Annotated in this window: 23 protein-coding genes; 5 read left to right on the top strand and 18 right to left on the bottom strand. The window is 33.0% G+C overall.

Annotation, left to right across the window (positions count from 1 at the left end; all coding sequences use genetic code 11):
* Positions 1–18 precede the first annotated feature (18 nt).
* The 3 genes from P6733_RS03070 to P6733_RS03060 form a co-directional block, all read right to left on the bottom strand.
* A complete protein-coding gene (locus tag P6733_RS03070) occupies positions 19–1,365 on the bottom strand; it encodes a DEAD/DEAH box helicase (RefSeq protein WP_306350133.1) in 1,347 nt (448 codons plus the stop codon).
* A gap of 157 nt (positions 1,366–1,522) precedes the next feature.
* On the bottom strand, positions 1,523–3,034 hold the full coding sequence (locus P6733_RS03065) for a DEAD/DEAH box helicase (RefSeq protein WP_306350132.1): 1,512 nt from the start codon (positions 3,032–3,034) through the stop codon (positions 1,523–1,525).
* A gap of 163 nt (positions 3,035–3,197) precedes the next feature.
* Positions 3,198–3,713: a DUF6155 family protein gene (locus tag P6733_RS03060; protein WP_306350131.1), complete on the bottom strand. Its 516-nt coding sequence runs from the start codon at positions 3,711–3,713 to the stop codon at positions 3,198–3,200.
* A gap of 193 nt (positions 3,714–3,906) precedes the next feature.
* Between P6733_RS03060 and nhaA the strand changes: the two genes are divergently transcribed.
* The 3 genes from nhaA (at position 3,907) to P6733_RS03045 (ending at position 6,900) form a co-directional block, all read left to right on the top strand.
* The gene (gene nhaA / locus P6733_RS03055) at positions 3,907–5,262 is read left to right on the top strand and encodes a Na+/H+ antiporter NhaA (RefSeq protein ID WP_306350130.1); all 1,356 of its coding nucleotides are present in this window, start codon (positions 3,907–3,909) and stop codon (positions 5,260–5,262) included.
* Positions 5,263–5,375: 113 nt separating this feature from the next.
* Entirely contained in the window at positions 5,376–5,645 is a 270-nt protein-coding gene (locus P6733_RS03050) for a DUF3817 domain-containing protein (RefSeq protein WP_306350129.1), read from the top strand.
* Between the two features lie 10 nt (positions 5,646–5,655).
* Positions 5,656–6,900, top strand: coding sequence for a mechanosensitive ion channel family protein (locus P6733_RS03045; protein ID WP_306350128.1), 1,245 nt, complete (start codon positions 5,656–5,658; stop codon positions 6,898–6,900).
* A 9-nt stretch (positions 6,901–6,909) separates the two neighbouring features.
* Here P6733_RS03045 and P6733_RS03040 read toward each other — a convergent pair whose 3' ends face one another.
* Together P6733_RS03040 and P6733_RS03035 are read right to left on the bottom strand one after the other, a co-directional pair.
* Positions 6,910–7,302 carry an acyl-CoA thioesterase gene (locus P6733_RS03040; protein WP_306350127.1) on the bottom strand — a complete coding sequence of 131 codons (393 nt, stop codon included), beginning with the start codon at positions 7,300–7,302 and terminating at the stop codon, positions 6,910–6,912.
* A gap of 88 nt (positions 7,303–7,390) precedes the next feature.
* Positions 7,391–8,746, bottom strand: a complete 1,356-nt coding sequence (locus P6733_RS03035) for an NAD-dependent succinate-semialdehyde dehydrogenase (RefSeq protein WP_306350126.1) — start codon at positions 8,744–8,746, stop codon at positions 7,391–7,393.
* A gap of 152 nt (positions 8,747–8,898) precedes the next feature.
* On the opposite strand from P6733_RS03035, the gene P6733_RS03030 reads away from it, so the two are divergent.
* Complete coding sequence (locus P6733_RS03030) at positions 8,899–10,137, top strand: OmpA family protein (RefSeq protein ID WP_306350125.1); 1,239 nt, start codon at positions 8,899–8,901, stop codon at positions 10,135–10,137.
* 113 nt (positions 10,138–10,250) lie between these two features.
* Positions 10,251–10,649 (top strand): glyoxalase, encoded by a 399-nt coding sequence (locus tag P6733_RS03025; RefSeq protein WP_306350124.1) that lies wholly within the window; start codon positions 10,251–10,253, stop codon positions 10,647–10,649.
* 52 nt (positions 10,650–10,701) lie between these two features.
* Here P6733_RS03025 and P6733_RS03020 read toward each other — a convergent pair whose 3' ends face one another.
* The 13 genes from P6733_RS03020 to P6733_RS02960 all read right to left on the bottom strand — a co-directional run bounded on the left by P6733_RS03020 (position 10,702) and on the right by P6733_RS02960 (position 21,967).
* Positions 10,702–11,487, bottom strand: coding sequence for a heat-shock protein (locus tag P6733_RS03020; protein ID WP_306350123.1), 786 nt, complete (start codon positions 11,485–11,487; stop codon positions 10,702–10,704).
* 3 nt (positions 11,488–11,490) lie between these two features.
* Positions 11,491–11,919 carry an META domain-containing protein gene (locus P6733_RS03015; protein WP_306350122.1) on the bottom strand — a complete coding sequence of 143 codons (429 nt, stop codon included), beginning with the start codon at positions 11,917–11,919 and terminating at the stop codon, positions 11,491–11,493.
* A gap of 73 nt (positions 11,920–11,992) precedes the next feature.
* On the bottom strand, positions 11,993–12,598 hold the full coding sequence (gene hisIE / locus P6733_RS03010; RefSeq protein ID WP_306350121.1) for a bifunctional phosphoribosyl-AMP cyclohydrolase/phosphoribosyl-ATP diphosphatase HisIE: 606 nt from the start codon (positions 12,596–12,598) through the stop codon (positions 11,993–11,995).
* A 24-nt stretch (positions 12,599–12,622) separates the two neighbouring features.
* Positions 12,623–13,378, bottom strand: a complete 756-nt coding sequence (hisF, locus tag P6733_RS03005) for an imidazole glycerol phosphate synthase subunit HisF (RefSeq protein WP_306350120.1) — start codon at positions 13,376–13,378, stop codon at positions 12,623–12,625.
* 24 nt (positions 13,379–13,402) lie between these two features.
* Complete coding sequence (hisA, locus tag P6733_RS03000; protein WP_306350418.1) at positions 13,403–14,128, bottom strand: 1-(5-phosphoribosyl)-5-[(5-phosphoribosylamino)methylideneamino]imidazole-4-carboxamide isomerase; 726 nt, start codon at positions 14,126–14,128, stop codon at positions 13,403–13,405.
* 16 nt (positions 14,129–14,144) lie between these two features.
* Positions 14,145–14,729: an imidazole glycerol phosphate synthase subunit HisH gene (gene hisH / locus P6733_RS02995; RefSeq protein ID WP_306350119.1), complete on the bottom strand. Its 585-nt coding sequence runs from the start codon at positions 14,727–14,729 to the stop codon at positions 14,145–14,147.
* Positions 14,730–14,739: 10 nt separating this feature from the next.
* Positions 14,740–15,876: a bifunctional histidinol-phosphatase/imidazoleglycerol-phosphate dehydratase HisB gene (gene hisB / locus P6733_RS02990; protein ID WP_306350118.1), complete on the bottom strand. Its 1,137-nt coding sequence runs from the start codon at positions 15,874–15,876 to the stop codon at positions 14,740–14,742.
* A 4-nt stretch (positions 15,877–15,880) separates the two neighbouring features.
* Positions 15,881–16,924 (bottom strand): histidinol-phosphate transaminase, encoded by a 1,044-nt coding sequence (gene hisC / locus P6733_RS02985; protein WP_306350117.1) that lies wholly within the window; start codon positions 16,922–16,924, stop codon positions 15,881–15,883.
* A 1-nt stretch (position 16,925) separates the two neighbouring features.
* Positions 16,926–18,245, bottom strand: a complete 1,320-nt coding sequence (gene hisD / locus P6733_RS02980) for a histidinol dehydrogenase (protein WP_306350116.1) — start codon at positions 18,243–18,245, stop codon at positions 16,926–16,928.
* Between the two features lie 21 nt (positions 18,246–18,266).
* Complete coding sequence (hisG, locus tag P6733_RS02975) at positions 18,267–19,124, bottom strand: ATP phosphoribosyltransferase (RefSeq protein ID WP_306350115.1); 858 nt, start codon at positions 19,122–19,124, stop codon at positions 18,267–18,269.
* A 286-nt stretch (positions 19,125–19,410) separates the two neighbouring features.
* On the bottom strand, positions 19,411–20,829 hold the full coding sequence (locus P6733_RS02970) for a sensor histidine kinase (RefSeq protein WP_306350114.1): 1,419 nt from the start codon (positions 20,827–20,829) through the stop codon (positions 19,411–19,413).
* 2 nt (positions 20,830–20,831) lie between these two features.
* Entirely contained in the window at positions 20,832–21,503 is a 672-nt protein-coding gene (locus P6733_RS02965; RefSeq protein ID WP_306350113.1) for a response regulator transcription factor, read from the bottom strand.
* Positions 21,504–21,532: 29 nt separating this feature from the next.
* Positions 21,533–21,967 (bottom strand): thioredoxin family protein, encoded by a 435-nt coding sequence (locus tag P6733_RS02960; RefSeq protein WP_306350112.1) that lies wholly within the window; start codon positions 21,965–21,967, stop codon positions 21,533–21,535.
* Positions 21,968–22,114 lie beyond the last annotated feature (147 nt).

The following is a 22,114-nucleotide window of genomic DNA, read 5'->3' as shown; positions in this document are numbered from 1 at the left end:
CCTTTTTTATTATTCTTTTTATTTTTTCTTCTTTTTCTTTCCCGCTCCTTCAGCTGGTACAGAAATTTCTGTTTTTGTCTGTAACAAATGATTGGCTAACATTTTTTCAATCAACTCATCTTTTGTCAAATGATGAAAAACTGTTTTTATTTTGTCCTTTAAAGCTGGGTCTACATCATGATTTGGTTTAGTCTTGAAAATCTGCTTTGCCCATAAATAGGTATTATTTTCTTCAATACTTTCAGCAGTAGGTTTTTTGAATTCAATGAATTTAATCCCTAATTCTTTTTCAAAATCTGCAATTTCAATTACTTCTTCAGGTTGTAATACCGTCAATGAAAGTCCTTTTGCTCCTGCTCTAGCGGTACGTCCGCTACGGTGTACATAGGCTTCGTATACATCCGGTAAATGATAATTTACTACGTAAGCTATTTCTTTAACATCAATTCCACGTGCAGCTAAATCTGTTGCTACTAAAATATTAATGTGTCCATTTCGGAACTGGTCCATAATACGATCACGAATTGGTTGTGTTAAACTACCGTGTAAAGCTCCAGAAGAAAAGCGGTTAATGGCTAAATTTTTCGCTAGCTTATTTACAGCTGCTTTGGTTTTACAAAAAATGATCCCGCGTTGTCCCTCACGTTCTGATAAGAAATGCATTAATACATTTAATTTCTCAATTGGGTCTACAACAATATATTGATGGTCTATTCCTTTATTCCCTACAGTCACCATGTCTGCACTAATCTGCACAACATTTTTTGACATATAATTCTGAATCAGTTGTTTAATAGCTCCTGGTAAAGTTGCAGAAAACAGCCATGTACGTCTATTTTTGGGTAAAGCTGCTACAATTACATCCAATCCATCTTTTAATGCACTCAACATCTCGTCTGCTTCATCCAGAATAAGATAATTTGCTTCTTTTACATTTATAGCATTACGTTCCATTAAATCAATCAACCTTCCTGGAGTAGCCACTACAATATTAGCACCTTCTTCTAAACGTTGGATTTGAGGTTTAATAGGTACTCCACCACATACTGTTGCTATAGAAACCTGAGTTGTATGTTTTGCAAAAGCTTCTAAATTACTCGCTATTTGATGTCCTAATTCACGCGTAGGAACTAATATAATAGCTTGTATTGTCGATTTAGTAAAATCCAACTGTTGTAATAAAGGTAATCCAAAAGCCGCTGTTTTTCCTGTACCTGTTTTAGCCAAACCTACGAAATCGTCTTTTTGGTTTAATAGTACTGGAATTGCTTTTTCCTGAATTTCTGTTGGTATTGTAATTTCTAAATCTGTTAATGCTTTTATTATGTGTTTAGAAATTCCTAAATCTGAAAATGTATGGGTCATGTAATTTATTATTTTGACAAAGGTAATCAGTATGATGGACTAATCTCAAGAAAATTAAAGAAGTCGATCGTTTTACTCTTATTTCGTACTCTTATTTTGATTAAAACAAAAAAGACATCCTGATATTGGATGTCTTTTTTATAAAATATTCTATTTCTTATTTAACGAATTGCTGTCCAATCATAATGCTCAATTTGGCTTTATAATCGTCTACTAGCCATTCTCTATAATTTTTACTACTCTTACTTAAGCAGCTTGAAAAGCGTTTTACACGACATTCAATATCTCCTAGTAATTCTCTTGATAAAATACGGGCATCAAAAACATCTTCGCTATTTTCTGCACACATAACGGCATGTTGTTCGATTGAAGCATCCAAAACTACTTTTGATCGTAAATTTTTTGCAATGGCTTCTTTATGTGCTGCTTCAATATCAAATGTTACAACCGCAGTTTTACTAAATTTTTGTCTTAGTTCATACGGCATTTCATATTTAAAATGAAGTTCGATTTCGGCATCATCTCTAAGATTTTCAAGATAAAACTCTGGTGATTTAAATATATGTTGCCAATCTACTGGTTCACTCCATAATCCAAAACGTGCTGCATTATTTCCTAAATCAATTACTGTAAATTCTGACTTATTAGGCAATTTTCTAGAACCACGTCCAATCATCTGATAATACAATGTCAATGATTTTGTAGCACGATTCAAAATAATCGTTTCTACGGTAGGTTCATCAAAACCAGTGGTTAGAATTCCGACAGAAGTTAATATTGCATCAGGTGTTTTCTTAAACCATTGTAATATGTCTTTACGTTCCTCGTTCGTACTCGTATTATCAAGGTGTCTTACATCATATCCTGCTTCTCTAAATGTTTCATACACATATAAAGAAGTATGTATACCACTATTAAAAATTAAGGTTTTCTTTCCTTTTGAGCGTTCTTCATAGGAATGCAATAATTTCTCCTGCATCGCCATATTAGAGTACAAATCATCGGATGATTTAACAGTATAGTCACCATTAATACCAACCTTCAATGAGGTTAACCCAACATCATAACTATAGGTAACTGCTTTGGCCAAAAATCCTTTATCAATCAATGAATGAATGGTCTCACCTACTATAAGTTCATTATAGTTTTCATTCATAGGAAGTTTAATATTAGAACTTAAAGGTGTAGCGGTAACTCCTAATATAAAAGCATTTTTAAAATATCCTAAAAGCTTTCTGAATGAATTGTAATGTGCCTCATCGATAATAACTAATCCTACATTATCAATTTTAAGCTTTTCATCATTCAAACGATTTTTCAGTGTTTCAACCATAGCCACAAAGCAAGAATAATCATCCTGATCAGGAATTTCTTTTACTTTACTGTTTATGATTTTGTTTTTCACATTAAACCCTTTCAGCATTTTTGAGGTTTGCTTACAAAGTTCAATACGGTGTGTGAGAACCATTACTTTTTTATCATTCTGAGAAAGGTATCTGCGCACTATTTCCGAAAAAATAACGGTTTTACCACCTCCAGTAGGCAATTGATATAAAAGACGATAATTATTTAATTCCTTATTCAGGCGTACAAAAATAGCATCAATATCTCCTTGCTGATAACTGTAAAGTTCTTTCTTTTCTTCTAATTCTATATTTGTGTAAGACATTCTATTTTTTAAGATTTTGCAAAAATAAGCACTTTAAACGCTTAATCCGAAAACAAATGCCTTTTATTATTTGAAAATAAAAATGTATAAGGACCTAGAAAGATGCCAAAATTTGGCTTTTCAGCAGGTAAAACATCCTAAATTAATATTGAATTCTTCTTTTTTAGAAATCTATTTTCTCAATTCGGCTTTGAAATTCATATTTATTTTCCCATTTCTGAAGATTTACTTCTTTTTCTATCGCTTGAATTCTGTTTTTAAATTCGATTAATACACCGTTTGCGATACAGAATTCTACTGCTTGTTCAAAGGAGTTGAATATGCTTTTATAAAAAGAAGTGTATTTCATTTCTCTTTTGGCTGAAAATCGTTGGGCAATTTCAATATTATAAAACATTAAATCTCCCAAATAGTATGGGTCGACACCTAAAGTCATGAAATGTTTGATGAATTTCTGTGCCGTAGATCTCCTCATCTTAGGTTTACGCCCTTTTATTGGGAAATATTCATTGGAAATTTTAGTTTTTGCTTCTTGTATTAGTTTCTCTTCTTTTGGATTAAAGACAAAATCATAAAATACTTTTACATCCGAGAATTTATCGTACAAATCAATCAACTGTTCTTCCAACTGTTCTTTATTTAGCTCTGCCAAATACTTTTTTAGATCACGTTTACTCATGCTCTTAGCCTCATTTTAATTGGAATTTTATCTGAATTTTTTGCAGTGTTTTTATTTAATTTATTGCATTATTAATAGGGTATCTTTTATCGTTTTCTCGACCATAAAATACCATCAGCTAGCAAAACAAGGTACGATAAATCATGTAAATACCAATCATAATTCTTATTTTTGACAATATTAAAAAATTAGGATGGATATTAAAATCAAAATTACTCCCGTAGACAAATGGATTATTAACCCTGTAAACAACTTTATCAGTAAGTCAACCACTGGTGGAATCGTTTTATTTATCTCCGCGATAGTTGCGATTTTTATGGCTAATTCCCCATGGGCACATTGGTACCATGAAATTTGGGAACATAAAATCGGCATTGCTTTAAATGATACATTACACTTAAACTTATCGCTCCACCATTGGATTAATGATGGTTTAATGGCTATATTTTTCTTTGTAGTGGGACTTGAATTGAAGCGTGAAATTATTACTGGAGAACTTTCAAATGTTCGAAAAGCATTTCTTCCTATCGCTGCTGCTATTGGTGGTATGATTTTCCCAGCTCTTATTTACATTGTATTGAACCATACTGGAGAAGTACATGCGGGCTGGGGTATTCCAATGGCTACAGATATTGCTTTTGCCTTAGGTGTATTATACCTTTTGGGAGATCGAATTCCAACTTCTTTAAAAGTATTCTTAACTGCTTTGGCCATTGTAGATGATCTTGGTGCTGTACTTGTGATTGCCTTTTTCTATACTTCTAGTATCTCTTATATTAGTTTATCTATAGGTTTAGCCTTTTTAGCCGTTTTATATATTGCTAATAAAATTGGTGTCCGAAATACTTTATTTTATGCAATCGTAGGTATTGCAGGTGTATGGTTACCATTCCTTATGTCTGGTGTTCATGCTACTATTGCAGCCGTTTTAGTTGCCTTTACTATTCCCATAGATATTCGTATTGAAGAAACACAGTTTGTCCATAAAATGAAAGTTTATTTGGAGCGTTTCAGTACGATTGACCCTCAAAATAAAATTCCTACATTAACTAATGAACAAATGCATACTGTAGAAGAGATGAAAGATATTAGCAATTTAGCTATTCCTCCATTACAAAAACTAGAGCATGCCTTACATCCTTTTGTCACTTTTATTATCATGCCAGTATTTGCCTTAGCGAACGCAGGTGTAGCTATGGATATTGATTTTGACAGTTTACTGGAAACCAATGTTGCTGTAGGTGTTGTACTAGGATTGATTGTTGGTAAATTTATTGGAGTCTTTGGTTTAACTTCTATATTAATCAAATTAAAAATAGCTGTTCTTCCTGATGGAATGACGACCAAACATTTAATTGGTGTTGGGCTATTAGCTGGTATTGGTTTTACAATGTCCTTATTTGTAACCACCTTAGCTTTCACTCATCCGGAGTACCAATTGCAAGCTAAAATTGGAATTTTAATTGGGTCATTTATTAGTGGTGTTTTGGGTTATCTTGTTTTAAAATCTATTAAAAAAGATGCTCCTCAAAATTCTGGGATGGAATAGAAATCATAAATTTAGAATGATTCTTATTTAAATTTTTATTTGAATTTAATAACCCTTAGCTTTGTTGATATATTCAAATAAATACATTTATTAATTCCCTTTATTTTACAAAAATGATTAAGTTTTTCAAGATTATTGCCTTTTTAGAAGGAGTTTCTCTTCTATTGCTTTTTTTCGTAGCTATGCCTCTAAAATATGCATTTGATATGCCAGAATATGTTAGAACAGTAGGAATGGCTCATGGTATATTATTTATTGGCTATATTATCCTAGCTTCCATGCTTAAAATGGAATTGGAATGGCCAATGAAAAAATATTTATTGATTTGTTTAGCTTCAATTATTCCTTTTGGTACGTTTTATGTAGAGAAGAAAATGATTTAATATCGTTTAAATGGATAAAAAAATATTCAACTGGGTTTATAAGTTATTACGAGAATGGGATTTTAGCAAAATAGTAGCAAGTTACGCTAACTTATTTGTTAACATTATTGTACTTTGTATTGTAGCCCTGATATTGGATTTTATCTTTAAAAAAATACTAACGGAGATTATTTCAAGGATCGCCAAAAGATCCAAAACAGAGTTTGATGATTTCTTAGTAGCCAACAAAACGGCCTCTTATATTGCTCATCTTATCCCTTTATTATTCATTTACGAGACCTTTCCTTTAATTTTAAAAGGATTTACACATTGGGAACCTTTCTTTGAAAAAGGAATCAGCTTCTTCATTGTATTTCTTAGTTTGTGGATTGCCCGAAGTATTTTAAACGCTATAAAAGACTACCTAAAGAAGTTGCCTTCTTTTAGTGATAAACCTATTGACAGTTACATCCAAATAATCATGATATTCTTTTGGATATTTGCTGTGACTGTTATAGTTTCACTTTTATTCAATAAATCGATCACCTATCTATTAGGAACATTTGGAGCTGTGTCGGCAGTTGTAATTTTGATTTTCAAGGATACCATTTTAGGATTTGTTGCAAGTATCCAAGTATCGGTTAACGATATGGTACGTATTGGTGATTGGATCACCAGTGATAAATTTGGTGCCGATGGAGATGTTATTGAAATCAACTTGGCTACTGTAAAAGTTCGAAATTTTGACAATACTACTACCACAATTCCAACGTATAGTTTGATTTCTGATTCTTTTAAAAACTGGCGCGGAATGACCAATTCTGGTGGTAGAAGGATTAAAAGATCTATTTTTATTAAAGCAACGGGTATTCGATTTTTAAAAACTGAAGAATTAGAGCAATTCAAAAAAATTCAATTAATTTCAGGTTATATTGAGCATCGTCAAATTGATATAGACAAATTCAATCACAATAATGAAATTGATAAGTCTTTATTCATTAATGGACGAAATTTGACTAATTTTGGTTTATTCAGAAAATACATCAATCAATATTTGGCAAGTCATCCCGGAATTAACAAGGATATGACCTTAATGTGTCGCCATCTACAACCTACTCCACAGGGAATGCCTCTTGAAATTTATGCTTTTGTGAGTGACAAAAGATGGATTAATTATGAAGCGATTATGGCCGATATATTCGACCACATTATCGCCTCTGTAATTTATTTTGATCTTGAAATCTATGAATTATCTTCTGATCGTGATGGAATATAAGCAGAGAAATTAGAATTTCCCCAGTCTATCTTTCATATATTCTATTGTAGTTTTCCCATGCGCACAAGGTTTTCCAAAACTATCCAGATTCACCATAGTAATTGCATCGACTGTAAGTATCGTTTCATGGGTCATTTTATTTCGTACTTCGCTTTTCAAAATGATTGAGGTTGTTCCGAATTTCACTACATCAATTCCAATTTCTACAATATCACCTTGTTTTGCAGAACTCATGAAATTAATTTCTGACATGTATTTTGTTACTACACGTTGGTTTTCCAACTGAATAATTGAATACAAAGCAGCTTCTTCATCAATCCAAGCTAATAACTTTCCTCCAAATAATGTCCCATTAGGATTTAAATCTTCGGGTTTAACCCATTTTCTAGTGTGAAATCTCATTGTTTTTCTATTATCTAATTAGTCCTTATTATATTATTTAAATCTCTATTTTTCTTTTTAAAGAATTTAAAGATCACTTCAATAGTATCTATTCTGCAATGAATACTGTTTTTATGTTTACAAATTCTTTAATTCCTTCTTCTGAGAGTTCGCGGCCATATCCCGATTTTTTAATTCCTCCAAATGGAAGTCTTGGATCTGATTTTATCATCTGATTAATAAAAACGGCTCCTTCATTGAATAAGTGAATTTTAGTTTTTACGAATTCAACATCTGCAGAAAAAATTGAAACACCTAATCCAAATGAAGATTGATTACTTAGGTTTACTGCTTCATCAAAATCTGAAAATGACGTTACTGCTGCAATTGGCCCAAATAGCTCTTCATTAAAAGCTGGCATATCTGGAGTAACATGGGTTAATATAGTAGGTTCAAAAAAAGCATCTTTTCTTTTTCCTCCAGTGGCAATTACAGCTCCCATTTTGACGGATGTATTCATTTGTTTTTCTAATTCTTCTGCAAGATCAATTCGGGACATGGTTCCTATTTCTGTTTTCATATCCATCGGATCACCAGGAATCATTTTTGAAACTGCTTCCGCAAATTGTTTTACAAAATCATCATGAATTTTATCGTGTACCAGGAATCGTTTTGCTGCAATACAACTCTGCCCAGCATTTTGCATTCTTGCATTTACTGCAATAGCAACTGTTTTTTTAATATCTGCATCTTCACAGACAATAAACGCGTTTGATCCACCTAATTCTAATAATGTTTTCTTTAAATATTTCCCTGCTGTAGCGGCAACTGCCGATCCTGCTCCTTCACTTCCTGTTAAGGAAACTGCTTTTACAATAGGATTTGCAATTATATCCGCTACTTCTTTACTACTAATCTCTAGATTTTGATATACTCCAATAGGAAATCCTGCATCAATAAAGATCTTCTCAATAAGTGCTGCACTTCCCATTACATTACTAGCATGTTTCATTACCACAGTATTACCTGCCATAATTGATGGTATTGCAAATCGGAAAACTTGCCAAAAAGGAAAGTTCCATGGCATTACTCCTAATAGTACACCCAGAGGTTCATAGGTTACAAAACTTTCTTTTGCATCTGTTTTTATCGCTCTTCCCGACAAAAATGACGTAACATGGTCAAAATAGTAGTCACAAAGCAGGCTACACTTCTCAATTTCAGCTATCGATTGTTTAATGGGTTTGCCCATTTCTTGTGAAATCATAGCTCCCAGCAGATTTTTTTGAGAAATTAATATTTTGGATAATTGAGAAAGATTTTTTTTTCGATTTTCAATTTTAACATTTTTCCAAAGCATATAACAACGATCGGATTCTATTAATTTTTCATCTATCATTTTTTTTGTTAATACTTCGTAAGAATATACACTCTTATTAGTGAAAGGGTTGATTGTTAAGGCCATAGTTATGTTATTAATATCTTAAAACTGCATCTAATTTAAAACTTTTAAAACGAAAAATATTACATTTGCCATTACTTTAACAACATTAATTTGTTGCCAGTAAATAAATTAAAAAAAGAAATTGTATGAAAAAAATTGTATTTCCCTTAGTAATGTTAGGCTTGTCATTTACAGCAGTAAATGCGCAAGAAACAAATGTTAAAACTCCAGAGAGTTATAACAAATGGTCTATCGATTTGATGGGAGGAATTAACAAACCTACAACACCATTTAGTGCTGGATCGTCTACTTCAAGAGCTAATTTTTACCATGCTGACCTTGGAGTTAGATACATGTTTAACACCAAATTTGGTTTGAAAGCTGATGTTGGATTTGACAACATGGAAAATGCTGACAACACTAACAAATTTAAAAGCCAATATTACAGAACAAGCCTTCAAGGGGTTGTTAACTTAGGTAGAGTATTAGAATTCGAAAACTGGACTAGCAGATTGAACATTTTAGCTCACACAGGTGTTGGTTACTCTCAATTAAGAAACAAAGACGCTTACAAAGGTGCTGACGAAATGGTAAACTTCATCGTAGGTTTAACAGGTCAAATTAAATTATCTGAAAGAGTAGCTTTAAACGCTGACTTTACTATGGTAAACAACATTGATCAAAACCGTACTTTTGATGGTGCTATCGCTCCAGAAGACAGAGGATTTAACGGAACATTATATAATGCGTCTGTCGGTATCTCTATCTACTTAGGTAAAAATGCTAAACATGCTGACTGGTATGCAGTGAAAAACGATGATATCGTATCTGCATTAGACAAAAGAGTTAGTGACATCGAAACTATGTTAGTTGATTCTGACCAAGACGGTGTGCCTGATTACTTAGATGTTGAACCAAACTCTATCACTGGTGTTGCAGTTGATACAAAAGGTAGATCTATCGACAGAAACCAAAATGGTATTCCTGATGAATTAGAATCTTACTTAGAGAAAAAATATGGTAACAATTCTAACACAACTGCTGTACAGCAAACAAACAACCAATTAGTTAAAGATTTAATTAATGGTGGATATGTTACTACATATTTTGACTTCAACAAAACTACTCCAACAAACGTTTCTACTGAAGGAATCGATTTCATCTTAACTTACTTAAGAAACAATCCATCTGCTTCTGTTGAAATCGTTGGTCATGCTGATGAATTAGGTAAAAGTGCTTATAACACTAAATTATCTAATACTAGAGCTACAAACGTGAAAAACGTTTTAACTAAAGCTGGTATCGCTGAATCAAGATTGAAAGTTGTTGCTGAAGGTGAAGATAATTCAGTTGATAAAAATTCTGCAGCTGCACGTAAATTAGTAAGAAGAGTTACTTTCCAAGTAAAATAATTCAAACTAAATTATGATCGTTATTCTCGAAAAAGTATAACGTTGTATTTTACATAAATTTAAAACCTGTTCATTCATTTGAACAGGTTTTTTTTATACCTTTAAAAGAAAATATGAACGATAGAGATCCTTTTATTATCGAATTTAGAGGTGCTATTTTAGGGGAAATTAACCCGCAATCCTCTGCTGAAGAACAATTTCAGAACAAAACACTAAGACCTATTCTCAAACTTCAAAACGATCTTTTCATCGCTTCTTTCCACAATTACATTTCCAAGTATAAAAATGATTTTTACAATCTTTCCTTAGAGAAGAAGTTTATCTACATTGACAATGCCATACAAAAAGACATCAAGTTTAGAAATGCTTTAAAAGGAATGATTATTGGTTTGTTTACCTTAGATGAGTTCAAAGAGTACATTGCGAATTCTTCTGCCTTGAATAAACGGATGATGAATTTATTAATCGAACGACTTAAAAGCCAGATTCAATTATTTGAAATGCATCCATAAAAAAATCCCTCTAGAAAATTCTAGAGGGATTTTTTTTTATTGTACTTGTAGCTTAATCTACTTTCCTAAAGACGGCTTTCATTCCGTCTGGATTTGAAAGGTATAGTCTATTATTTTTTATTTCAAAATGAGTAACACCTTTCAGTGCAGTAAGAAACTCAACTGATATTGGTTTTGGCTTTTTCTCTGTTGTATTGATATCCACGAATCGCAACAGTTTATTCTCAGAGAATAATTTTCCTTTTACAGTGGCTCCATACTTTAAATCAATCATAAAGGTAGCTTCGGCAGCATTAATTTCCATTACTGGAATTTCTTTTCCAAAATCGCTAGCTGTAACTTTTTTACCTTCAATTTCTTCGGGTACCCATATATCATGAAGTCTATAATTTACAACGTAATTTCCACAGCCTTCAAATAGTTCGGTATTAAAATCTAGTCTTTTCTTAATTTCTACTTTTACAGTATATTTATTTTCCTGACCAGACATATTGTCCACACATTTGCTTTGCTGCACTATAACTTTAATCGTACCCGATTTCGATTCTGATTTATATTCTTTTATATTGGCATCCATCAGCGCAGTCATTTTGACTCCACTGGCTGAAAAACCTCCATAATCGGTTACCGAATTAAATTTAATGCTGTCTGTTGTAATCTCAACATTCCAAAAGGGCTCATTTCCCGTTCCTTTAAAAAAATAGGTCGGAACTTTTGCTGTTTTATTCATTTCATCATTTGCAAAAGAATCAGCATCAATCTTTTTGATTCTGCTTCCGCATGAAATCATAACCAATACTCCGCCTGCAATTAATAAAAGTGATTTGAAATTTATCATTGTTTATTTTTTTGGAGTCATCGTTATCACTTCATTCGTCCCTTCCATCAAAACCAACTTGTTTTTCTTTATTTTCAAACTTGTTACTTTATTCAAAGCTTGCATAAATTTACTTTCTCCTTTACCAGGACAAGCCATTCTTGTCATTCCCATCTTATCCAGTTTGATCTCGCCATTTGCCTTCAAATCATAAGGTCCAAATAATCGATTGCATCCTGATGATCCATTAACTGAATTATCTTTTGTAAAATTCAAATACGGTAAACCATTTAAAAAATCCTCTGTACGATTTGGTTCTGCACCATTTAAAGTCGCTAACTCCCACTCATTATTCGTTAATCCATCTGTTGAACTTACCTTTTTCATACTATTACAAGATGTTAGTGCTATGGTAAAAACCAATACCATTGATGCAAAAATACTCTTCTTCATGATTTTTATTTTAAATGTTATATGCCTTGAATTTAACATATTTCATGCCAAGAATGCTTTTTGAGTATTTTTTTTATCGTTGTAAATGTCTTTCTTTCATTATCGAAGCTACATCAGAAAGTCTAAATCCTTTTGCTTGTAATAAAATTAAATAATGAAACAACAAATCGGCGCTTTCATTTAGAAACAAAACGGGATTGTTATCCTTTGCTTCTATTACTACTTCCACAGCCTCTTCCCCAACTTTTTGAGCAATTTTATTAATTCCTTTTTGAAACAAAGAGGCAATATAACTACCTTCTACTCCTACTTGCTCTTTGCGGTTATCAATGATTGTTTCTAAAACGGATAAGAATCCATAATCTATCGTGTTCGATTCTTGCCAGCAACTATCGGTACCCTTATGACAAGTGGGGCCATCTGGAGTAACTTTAATCAATAGGGTATCGTTATCACAATCAACGGATAAAGAAACTAAATTCAGGAAATTTCCGCTTTCTTCTCCTTTAACCCAGAGTTTATTTTTAGTTCTACTAAAAAAAGTAACCTTTTTAGTTTCTATCGTTTGTTTGTAAGCTGCTTCATTCATATAGCCTAACATCAATACTACTCTGGTTTCATTATCTTGTATAATAGCTGGAATCAATCCATTATTATTCTTTTCAAAATCTAATCTCATATTATTTTATTCTAAATCGGCTTCTTACAACCGAATATTAATCTGTTCTGTTTTCAATTTTTGCTTTAGAGTTTGTATTTCAATTTCTTTAAAATGAAATACACTAGCGGCCAAAGCTGCATCTGCTTTCCCAACATGAAACACTGCTACAAAATGTTCTATTGTTCCTGCTCCACCGGATGCTATAATTGGAATATTGACTAATTCTGATAATTGGGCCAAGGTGTCATTTGCAAAACCATTTTTTGTACCATCATGATCCATAGACGTAAACAACAATTCTCCTGCTCCTCTGTACTCCGCTTCTTTAGCCCATTCAAACAAATCTAAATTTGTTGCAACTTTTCCGCCTTCTAGATACACTTTCCATCTTCCATTTATTGATTTCGCATCGATAGCTACCACAACACATTGGCTTCCGAACTTTTCTGCTAGGTCATTAATTAATTGGGGATTCTTTACTGCTGCGGAATTAATCGAAACTTTATCGGCTCCATTACGTAACAATGCTTCCACATCATTCACTGTTGTGATTCCTCCACCTACGGTAAAAGGAATATCCAACTGAGCCGCTACAGCGCGAACCAAAGGAATTAAAGTCTTTCTTCTTTCTAGTGTTGCTGAAATATCCAAAAAAACCAATTCATCGGCTCCTGTTTCAGCATAGGCTTTGGCTAACTCTATCGGATCGCCTGCATCTTTCAGGTTTATGAAATTCACCCCTTTTACAGTTCGTCCATTTTTAATGTCTAAACAGGGAATTATTCTTTTTGTAAGCATTGTTACTTTTTATTTATAAAAACATTATTGTCTTATTCTATAATTTTCCAAATCTTTCAGTGTGATGTGTCCTTCATAAATTGCCTTCCCGATAATCACTCCTTCGCATCCTAATTCTTGTAATTGGATGATTTCGTCTAGCTTTAAAACTCCACCAGAAGCAATTAGTCGAATACTTGGTAATTGTTCCCGAATATCACGGTAAAGATCTATTGAGGTGCCTTGTAGCATACCGTCTTTGGTTATATCTGTACAAATCACATATTCAATGCCTTCTTTTTGATATTCTGTTACAAAAGGAATTAATTGCTCGTTAGAGGTTTCCTGCCATCCATTTATTGCTATTTTACCATTGTGTACATCGGCTCCTAATATAATTTTGTCGGAACCGTACTTTTGAATCCAATCTAAAAACAGTTTTCTTTCCTGTACCGCAATACTACCACCCGTAATTTGGTTTGCTCCACACTCAAAGGCAATCCGTAGATCATTGTCTGACTTTAATCCTCCTCCAAAATCAATTTTTAAAGCTGTTTTAGATGCTATTTTCTCTAAAATCTTATAGTTGACTATCTGTTGTGATTTCGCGCCATCTAAATCCACTAAATGCAGATGTTCAATTCCGTGTGCTTCAAATCGCTTGGCAATCTCCAAAGGATCTTCATTGTATATTTTTTTCGTTTCATAATCTCCTTTTGTCAAACGCACACATTTTCCTTCAATAATGTCTAATGCTGGAATTATTCTGATACTCATTTTGCTTTTATTATAGTTTTAAAAAATTATCCAGTATTTGTGCTCCTGCTTTTCCACTTTTTTCTGGATGGAATTGTACGCCATAAAAATTGTCTTTTTGTAGTGCTGATGTATATTCTACACCGTAGCTTGTGAGGGCTATCGCTTGTTCATTTTTGGGCACATAAAAACTATGTACTAAATACATGTATTCTTGCGGGTTTATGTTTTTAAATAATGGGGTTTTCAAATTGTATATTTCATTCCATCCTACTTGTGGAACTTTCATTGTTTCTTTTGAAAATTGGATTACATCTGCATCAAAAACACCCAATCCTTTTGTATTTCCTTCTTCAGAAAATCGGCATAATAGCTGCATGCCTAGACAAATACCTAATACCGGTTGCTTTAATATAGGAATCAAGACATCGAGTTCTCTTTCTTTTAACTTTTGCATTGCACTTTGAGCGGATCCTACTCCTGGAAAGATTACTTTGTCGGCCGTTCGAATTTCTTTAGAATTACTACTTAGCTGTGCTTCTTGCCCTAATCGTTCTAAAGCAAATTGTATGCTTTGGATATTTCCCGCTCCGTAATCTATAATTACAATTTTCATTTTCTCTTTATTAAATAATTCCTTTGGTGGAGGGTACAATCATTTTTTCAATATCTCTTTTTATCGCTGCTTTTATTGCCTTGGCAAAGGCTTTGAATATGGCTTCAATTTTATGGTGTTCGTTTGTTCCTTCTGCTTTAATGTAAAGATTGGCCTTCGCCCCATCTGAAAAGGACTTGAAGAAATGGAAAAACATTTCGGTAGGCATTGCTCCTATTTTTTCTCTTTTAAAATCGGCTTCCCAAACTAACCAGTTACGCCCTCCGAAATCTAATGCAACTGTTGCAACGCAATCGTCCATAGGCAAACAAAATCCATAGCGTTCAATTCCTAGCTTATTCCCTAAGGCTTTTGCAAAAGCTTCCCCTAATACAATAGCAGTATCTTCTATCGTATGGTGCTCATCTACTTCTAAATCGCCTTTTACAGCGATTTCTAGGTCGATTTGCCCGTGTCGAGCTATTTGATCCAGCATGTGGTCAAAAAATGCAATACCGGTGCTACAATTGCTTTTACCTATTCCATCTAAATTCAATTGAATTTTAATATCTGTTTCATTGGTTTTTCGAGAAATGGAAATGGTTCGATCTTCGACTTTTAAAAAAGCATAGATTTCTTCCCAATCTTTTGTTTCTAAGGCTATTGTTTCCTCCAATAAGTTTTTATTTACAGTAATTTCATCACTTCCTAAAGCAACATGGTCTGTAATAAAAATAGCTTTTGCTTTTAGATTTTTGGCTAATTCCACATCGGTCAATCGGTCACCTATCACAAATGAATTTTCTAAATCATAGGCTGTATTCTCTATATACTGCTTTAGCATACCAATACCCGGTTTACGGGTTGGTGCGTTTTCTTCGGGAAAGGTTTTATCAATATAAATGGCTGAAAACTTAACACCTTCACTTTCAAATGCTTTAATAATCAATTCCTGAACGGGCCAAAAGGTAGTTTCTGGATATTGTTCTGTTCCCAACCCATCTTGATTGGTTACCATAACTAATTCAAAATCTAATTCCTTTGTAATCTTAGCGAGGTATTGGAATACTTTTGGATAAAATTCCAGTTTTGCAAAACTATCTAACTGATAGTCATGGGGTTCTTTAACCAAAGTTCCATCACGGTCAATAAACAATACTTTTTTCATTGTGTTATATTTTTTGTAAAACATCAATTAGATATTCATTTTCTTCTTTTGTTCCTATGGTAATGCGTAAACAGTTTTCACATCCAAAGTCCGAAGATCGATTTCGTATTACAATTCTTTTTTCCAATAATTGTTGGTAACGCAACGTAGCATTGTCTACTTTTATTAGTACAAAATTTGCATCTGTTGGATATATTTCAGCAATCCATTTTACTGAATCTAACACTTTAAGTAAAGTTACTTTACTTTCTATAATAGCGTTAATTTCATTTTGAATAATTTCTAAATTATTTAATTTATCTAAGGCTATTTTTTGTGTTTGTATATTAATATTATACGGTGGTTTAATCTTATTCAATAGGGTAATAATTTCTGTTGATGCATAGGCTATCCCCAGTCTAATACCTGCCATCCCGTATGCTTTTGAAAGGGTTTGCACTATTACTAAATTAGGATATTGTTTCCTCTTTTTCAGCCAACTTTCTTGTGTTGAAAAATCGATATAGGCTTCGTCTACCACTACTATTCCTTGAAATTGGTTTAAAATCTCTAGTATATTCTTTTCAGAAAAAGAGTTTCCCGTTGGATTATTTGGCGAACATAAAAAGATAATTTTAGTTCTGTTGTCTATTATCTTTAGGATTTGTTCTACGTTAGGCTGATAATCTGAGGTTAATACTACTTCTCTATTCTCCAAAGCGTTGATTTCTGCTAATACTTTGTACATTCCATAAGTGGGCGGTAGCGTAATAATATTATCCTGATTGGGTTCACAAAACACTCGGAGTAATAAATCCAAAACTTCATCGCTTCCATTGCCTAGTAAAATTTCAGATGCCGTAATTCCTTTCATCGTTGCTAACTTATTTTTCAACTGTAATTGCAAAGGGTCAGGATATCGGTTTACTCCTGTATCAAAAGGATTTTCATTGGCATCCAGAAAAATCATTGTTTCATTCTTGGTTTCAAATTCATCTCTGGCAGAAGAATATGATTTTAAGCGTTTTATATTTTCTCTGACCAAGGAGTTTGTATCAATTGTTTTCATTTTATCTGAATTCTTTACTTACTGTTCTTAATTCTTCTTTTTCAATAGCTTGCAAACGGAGTGTTACTGCATTTTTATGAGCTTGTAAGCCTTCATTTTCGGCCATTACTTCTATACTTCTGCCAATACTGAGCATTCCTTTTTCTGATATTTTCTGAAAGGTTATCGCTTTTAAAAAGCTATCTAAGTTGACTCCGCTATAACTCTTAGAAAATCCATTTGTTGGTAAGGTGTGATTGGTCCCTGAAGCATAATCTCCTGCGCTTTCTGGAGTATAATTCCCTATAAAAACGGAACCTGAATTTTGAACACCGTATACATAATAATCTTCATTTTGCATACAGACAATCAGGTGTTCAGGTCCATATTCATTGATTAATTTCAAGACTTCTTGATCGCTTTCTACATAAATTAATTTGGAATTCTGAATTGCTTTTTGGGCGATTACTTGGCGTGGCAATTCAACAATTTGCTTACTAATCTCCTGATCTACTTCTTCTAGCATTTGTTTTGACGTTGTTACTAGAATCACTTGGCTATCGGTTCCATGTTCTGCTTGAGAAAGTAGGTCTGACGCAACAAAAGAGGCTTTGGCAGTATTATCAGCCACTACCATTAATTCTGAGGGCCCAGCTGGCATATCGATGGCTACACCAAATTGGGTGGCGAGTTGTTTCGCAACGGTAACGAATTGATTTCCGGGTCCAAATATTTTATAAACTTGTGGAATGCTTGTGGTCCCGAATGTCATTGCTCCAATGGCTTGAATACCTCCTACTTTAAAAATTTTTGTAACTCCACAGAGTTGTGCAGCATATAGTATAGCTGCATTTATTTGTCCATTTTTATCACAAGGTGAACAAAGTATAACTTCTTCACATCCTGCAATTTGTGCTGGAATTGCTAGCATTAATACTGTAGAAAACAGTGGTGCTGTGCCTCCTGGTATATACAATCCTACTTTCTGAATGGGTCTTTTTTCCTGCCAACAGAATACTCCTTCCATTGTTGCCACTTCTATGGGTTGTGTTTTTTGTGCACTGTGAAATTTTTCAATGTTGGTTTTTGCAATTTGTATCGCTTCTTTTAGTTCTTTATCTATAGATTGAACCGCTTTCTGGATTTCTTGTGCTGTTACTTCAATAGTACTTGGTATTACTCCATCAAACAGGGCCGTATATTTTGCAACTGCTAAATCCCCTTTTTTCTGAATTTCAGTAAAAATTTGTTTTACTGTATTTTCTATATCTTCAATGGATTGGGTTGGTCGCTTTAAAATAGTTGACCATTCATTTGACGTTGGGTTGTATATTTTATTCATGGTTTCTAGTTTTTTTAAGTGTTATAATACCATTTTTTCAATAGGACAAATCAGTATTCCTTCAGCTCCTGCATTTTTTAATTGGTCAATTACTTCCCAGAATTGTTCTTCATCGATTACGGAATGTAAACTGCTCCAACCTTGTTCTGCTAAAGGCATTATGGTAGGGCTTTTTAGTACGGGTAATAGTTCACTAATTGCTTTAATGGATTGATTGGGTACATTCATTAGAATGTATTTTGATTTTCTAGCTTTAATAACGGATTGTATTCGAAATTGCAGTTTCTCAAGTAAAGATTTTTTTTCTGCACTTAAAGTAGGCGATATTGCTAACACTGCTTCACTCCAAAGTATGGTTTCTACTTCTTTGAGATTGTTTTTAAACAATGTACTACCACTGGATACAATATCTACAATAGCATCGGCTAATCCAATATTGGGTGCAATTTCTACTGATCCAGAAATTTGGTGTAATCCTATTTTTATGGCTTTGGATTCGAAATAGGAATTAACTGTATTGGGATATGAGGTGGCAATACGCATTCCTTCTAAGTCGTGAATTGATTGGTAATTAAACGTTTTGGGTACTGCTATTGATACTTTGCATTTCGAAAAACCTAGCTTCTGTACCACAGGAATTCCTTGTGCTTTTTCGATGAGTTGATTTTCACCCACCATAGCAACGTCTACTACTCCGTCGATTAGATATTGTGGAATATCTGAATTTCTTAAAAACAGTACTTCTAAAGGAAAATTACTGGCTTCGGCTTTCAATTGATCGTTTCCATTATTAATGGATATCCCACAGTCTTTCAGCATTTGTAGTGATTCTTCACTTAATCGTCCTGATTTCTGAATCGCAATTTTTAATATACTCATTTTGTTTTGTTTTAGAATGAGTACGCCAAAAAGGTGGAAAATAAAAAACCCGTTTGAGATACTCAAACGGGTTTTAAAATATGATGATTTACACGCATACCATTAACACTTCGCCTGAGAGCAAATATGAAAATGATGATGATGTAATTGAATTGAAAACATTTTTTCTTTGTATTATTTAACGGTACAAATGTATAGAATTTAATTTTTGAAAAACAAATTATTTTTCAAAAATAACATTTAATTAATCTTTAAGACACCTAGTAAGTACTTAATTTAAAACAGATTAAACTACAATTTCCTGCTCAATATTTTGTTCTTCAATATATCGTTCAAAGACCAAGCTAGCTTCTGCTCCTTCACCTTCAATACTTTCTATACAGAGATTAATTTGAAGTAAACTGCATAGTTTTTTAGTAATCGAAAGTCCTAAACCACTTCCTTTAATTGCTGGATGTACCGTCGCTTTTGATCTATAAAACTGCTTGTATATTTTATCTAAATCTTCCTTTGCAATTCCGATACCGTAGTCTTTTATCTTGCAGAATATTTTGTCTTCTTCTTCACTCAAAACAATGTCCAAAACTCCTCCTTCTTCAGAATATTTGATTGCATTTGACAATAAATTTTCAATGATAATTGATGCAAAATAGGGATCGGTTGCCGCCCAAAAATGTTTATCAAAAGTAAAATTAACAACTACTTTCTTGTTTTCTATTTTTGATGAAAATCGTTCTAGCGATTGTAATATCATTTCATCTAGCGCTACTTTTTCTTTTCTGATTACTAATTTCTGGTTTTCAAATCGCGCCAATAAAAGTAATTGATCTACTAAGTTATTGAGTCGATCTACTTCCTTTATTGAATATTTTATTTTTTCTATATATTCATGATTTTCACGTGGTTTACGAATTAAAACTTCAAGTGTCCCTTTAATAACAGCCAGAGGTGTTCTGAGTTCGTGTGAAGCATCGGAAGTGAATTGTTTTTCTCGTACAATAGCACTTTCTATTCGATCTAGTAGTTCATTAATGGAACTGGATAGCATGAATAGTTCATCTTTATTTTCGGGTAAAGTGATTCTTTGATCAAAATTATTATTGGTAATATTACTGGTGGTCTGAATAATATTCAAGGCGGGTTTAATACTTCTCCCTGCAATCCATCGGGTCACAAAAAACAGTGCAATCATAATTATCGGAAAAAGAATCGATAGGGTAATTTGAAGATTTTTCAATACCATTTTAGGTTCTTCTAACGACATTGCTATAATCACATAGCCTACAATTTTATCTTTTATGACTAAGGGTGCTTGTACTTGCCTGATGTCTATATCTCCAATTTTTGTATCATGAAATCCTTCTTGTTGATGGAAATTGAAATGCAGGAATTGGTCATATAAATTAGGGGATTTATCTATAAATTTAGCCTGATTATCCAACACTTGAACAAAAATTGGATTCACGTTAATTTCGCGGTGTTCACGCTCCTCCCATTCTCCATCTTCCACTAAATGCAATGAATTACCATGGTACTTCACTTCGTTTTGGTGTCGTTCTATTTCAATTTGAAGGTCTTGATTGATATGAAAATTGACTGAGGTGGATACAATAAAGTAAATTATCGTGAAGACTACTAGAATCACAAAGGCTGTGCTAATTAAATAGTACAGTGCAATTCTATTTTTAAACGATAATGGAAACATCTTTAGTTGATTTCGTTGGCAATATATCCTACTCCCCGTACTGTTTTAATGTAATCTTCTTCTTTCTTTAATTGTAGTTTCTTGCGAATGGCATTAATAAAAACGTCAATTACACCAGTATCGTATTCAAAGTGAATATTCCAAACTTCTTTTATAATCTCGTTTCGGGTGCAAACTGTTCCTTTTTTCTTCATTAGGTATTCTAATAATGAGTATTCTTTTTGCGTGAGCAGAACTTCTTCATTATGATTAAATACTTGATGGGTTTGTGTTTTTAGGGTAATAGTTCCTAAACTGTATTCAATAGGGTCTGCTTGAACTGTACGAAATTGTACTTTTATGCGTTCGACCAATTCTTCAAAACTAAATGGTTTTTTGATGTAATCATTGGCTCCCGCCTGTAAACCTTGTATGGTTTCTTGAATTGTATCTTTTGCTGTTAAAAATACAATAGGGGTTGTTTTATTTGTTTTTCGGTATTCTGTACAAACTTCTAATCCGCTTAGCTTAGGAAGCATCCAGTCTAGCAACAATAGGTCATATGATTGTTGTTGTGCTAGTTTTAAACCTTGTTGCCCATCGTAGGCTAGTGATACCTGATAACCGTCTTCTTCCAATCCTTGTTTTAAAAATTCTGAAATACCAACTTCATCTTCAACAATTAGAATATGCATATGATAAATTTAAAACGGTTATTTTCCTTTTATTTTTGAAATGATTTCAGCAGTTTAATATATTCTTTCGGATTTAAGTCTTCGTAGCCTGTTTTTCCTAATACTTTTCCATTTTTATCTAATACTACCACGAATGGGAAAAATCCATCGCGATTGTATTTCTCAGTCAAAACCATATTTTGTGTATTCACATCTACGGGTTCGGACCATGCTTTGCGTTTAGGGAATTCTGCTTTTATCAATACTAGATTATCCGTTGCGTACTCTTTAAAGTCTGGCGATTGCCATACTGTTCGATCTAATTCTTTGGAATTGTCTGACCATTCTAATCCTGAAAAAACTAAAAGAATATTCTTATTTTCTTGCTGGGCTTGTCGCTTTGCCTGCTCAAAATCTTGCTTAAATTCTTGCCCTTGACTGAGCGAACTTATTCCGATGGCTAACCCTATTATAACATTCTTCATTGATCAATTATTTTCAAATACAATTAACGCTAAAATCTGGGATAAATTTCATCAATTTTCTGCTAAAATTTTCATTCACTATGTTAATTCTATCAACCTTTTAATTAACAATTTAACATTGTTCGTTAATAACTGATATTACAAATT

Source organism: Flavobacterium aerium (genome assembly GCF_030766725.1).
GTDB classification, from domain to species: domain Bacteria; phylum Bacteroidota; class Bacteroidia; order Flavobacteriales; family Flavobacteriaceae; genus Flavobacterium; species Flavobacterium aerium.
Note: the sequence above shows the minus strand (reverse complement) of the source record. Positions and strands in the feature narration are given on the sequence as shown.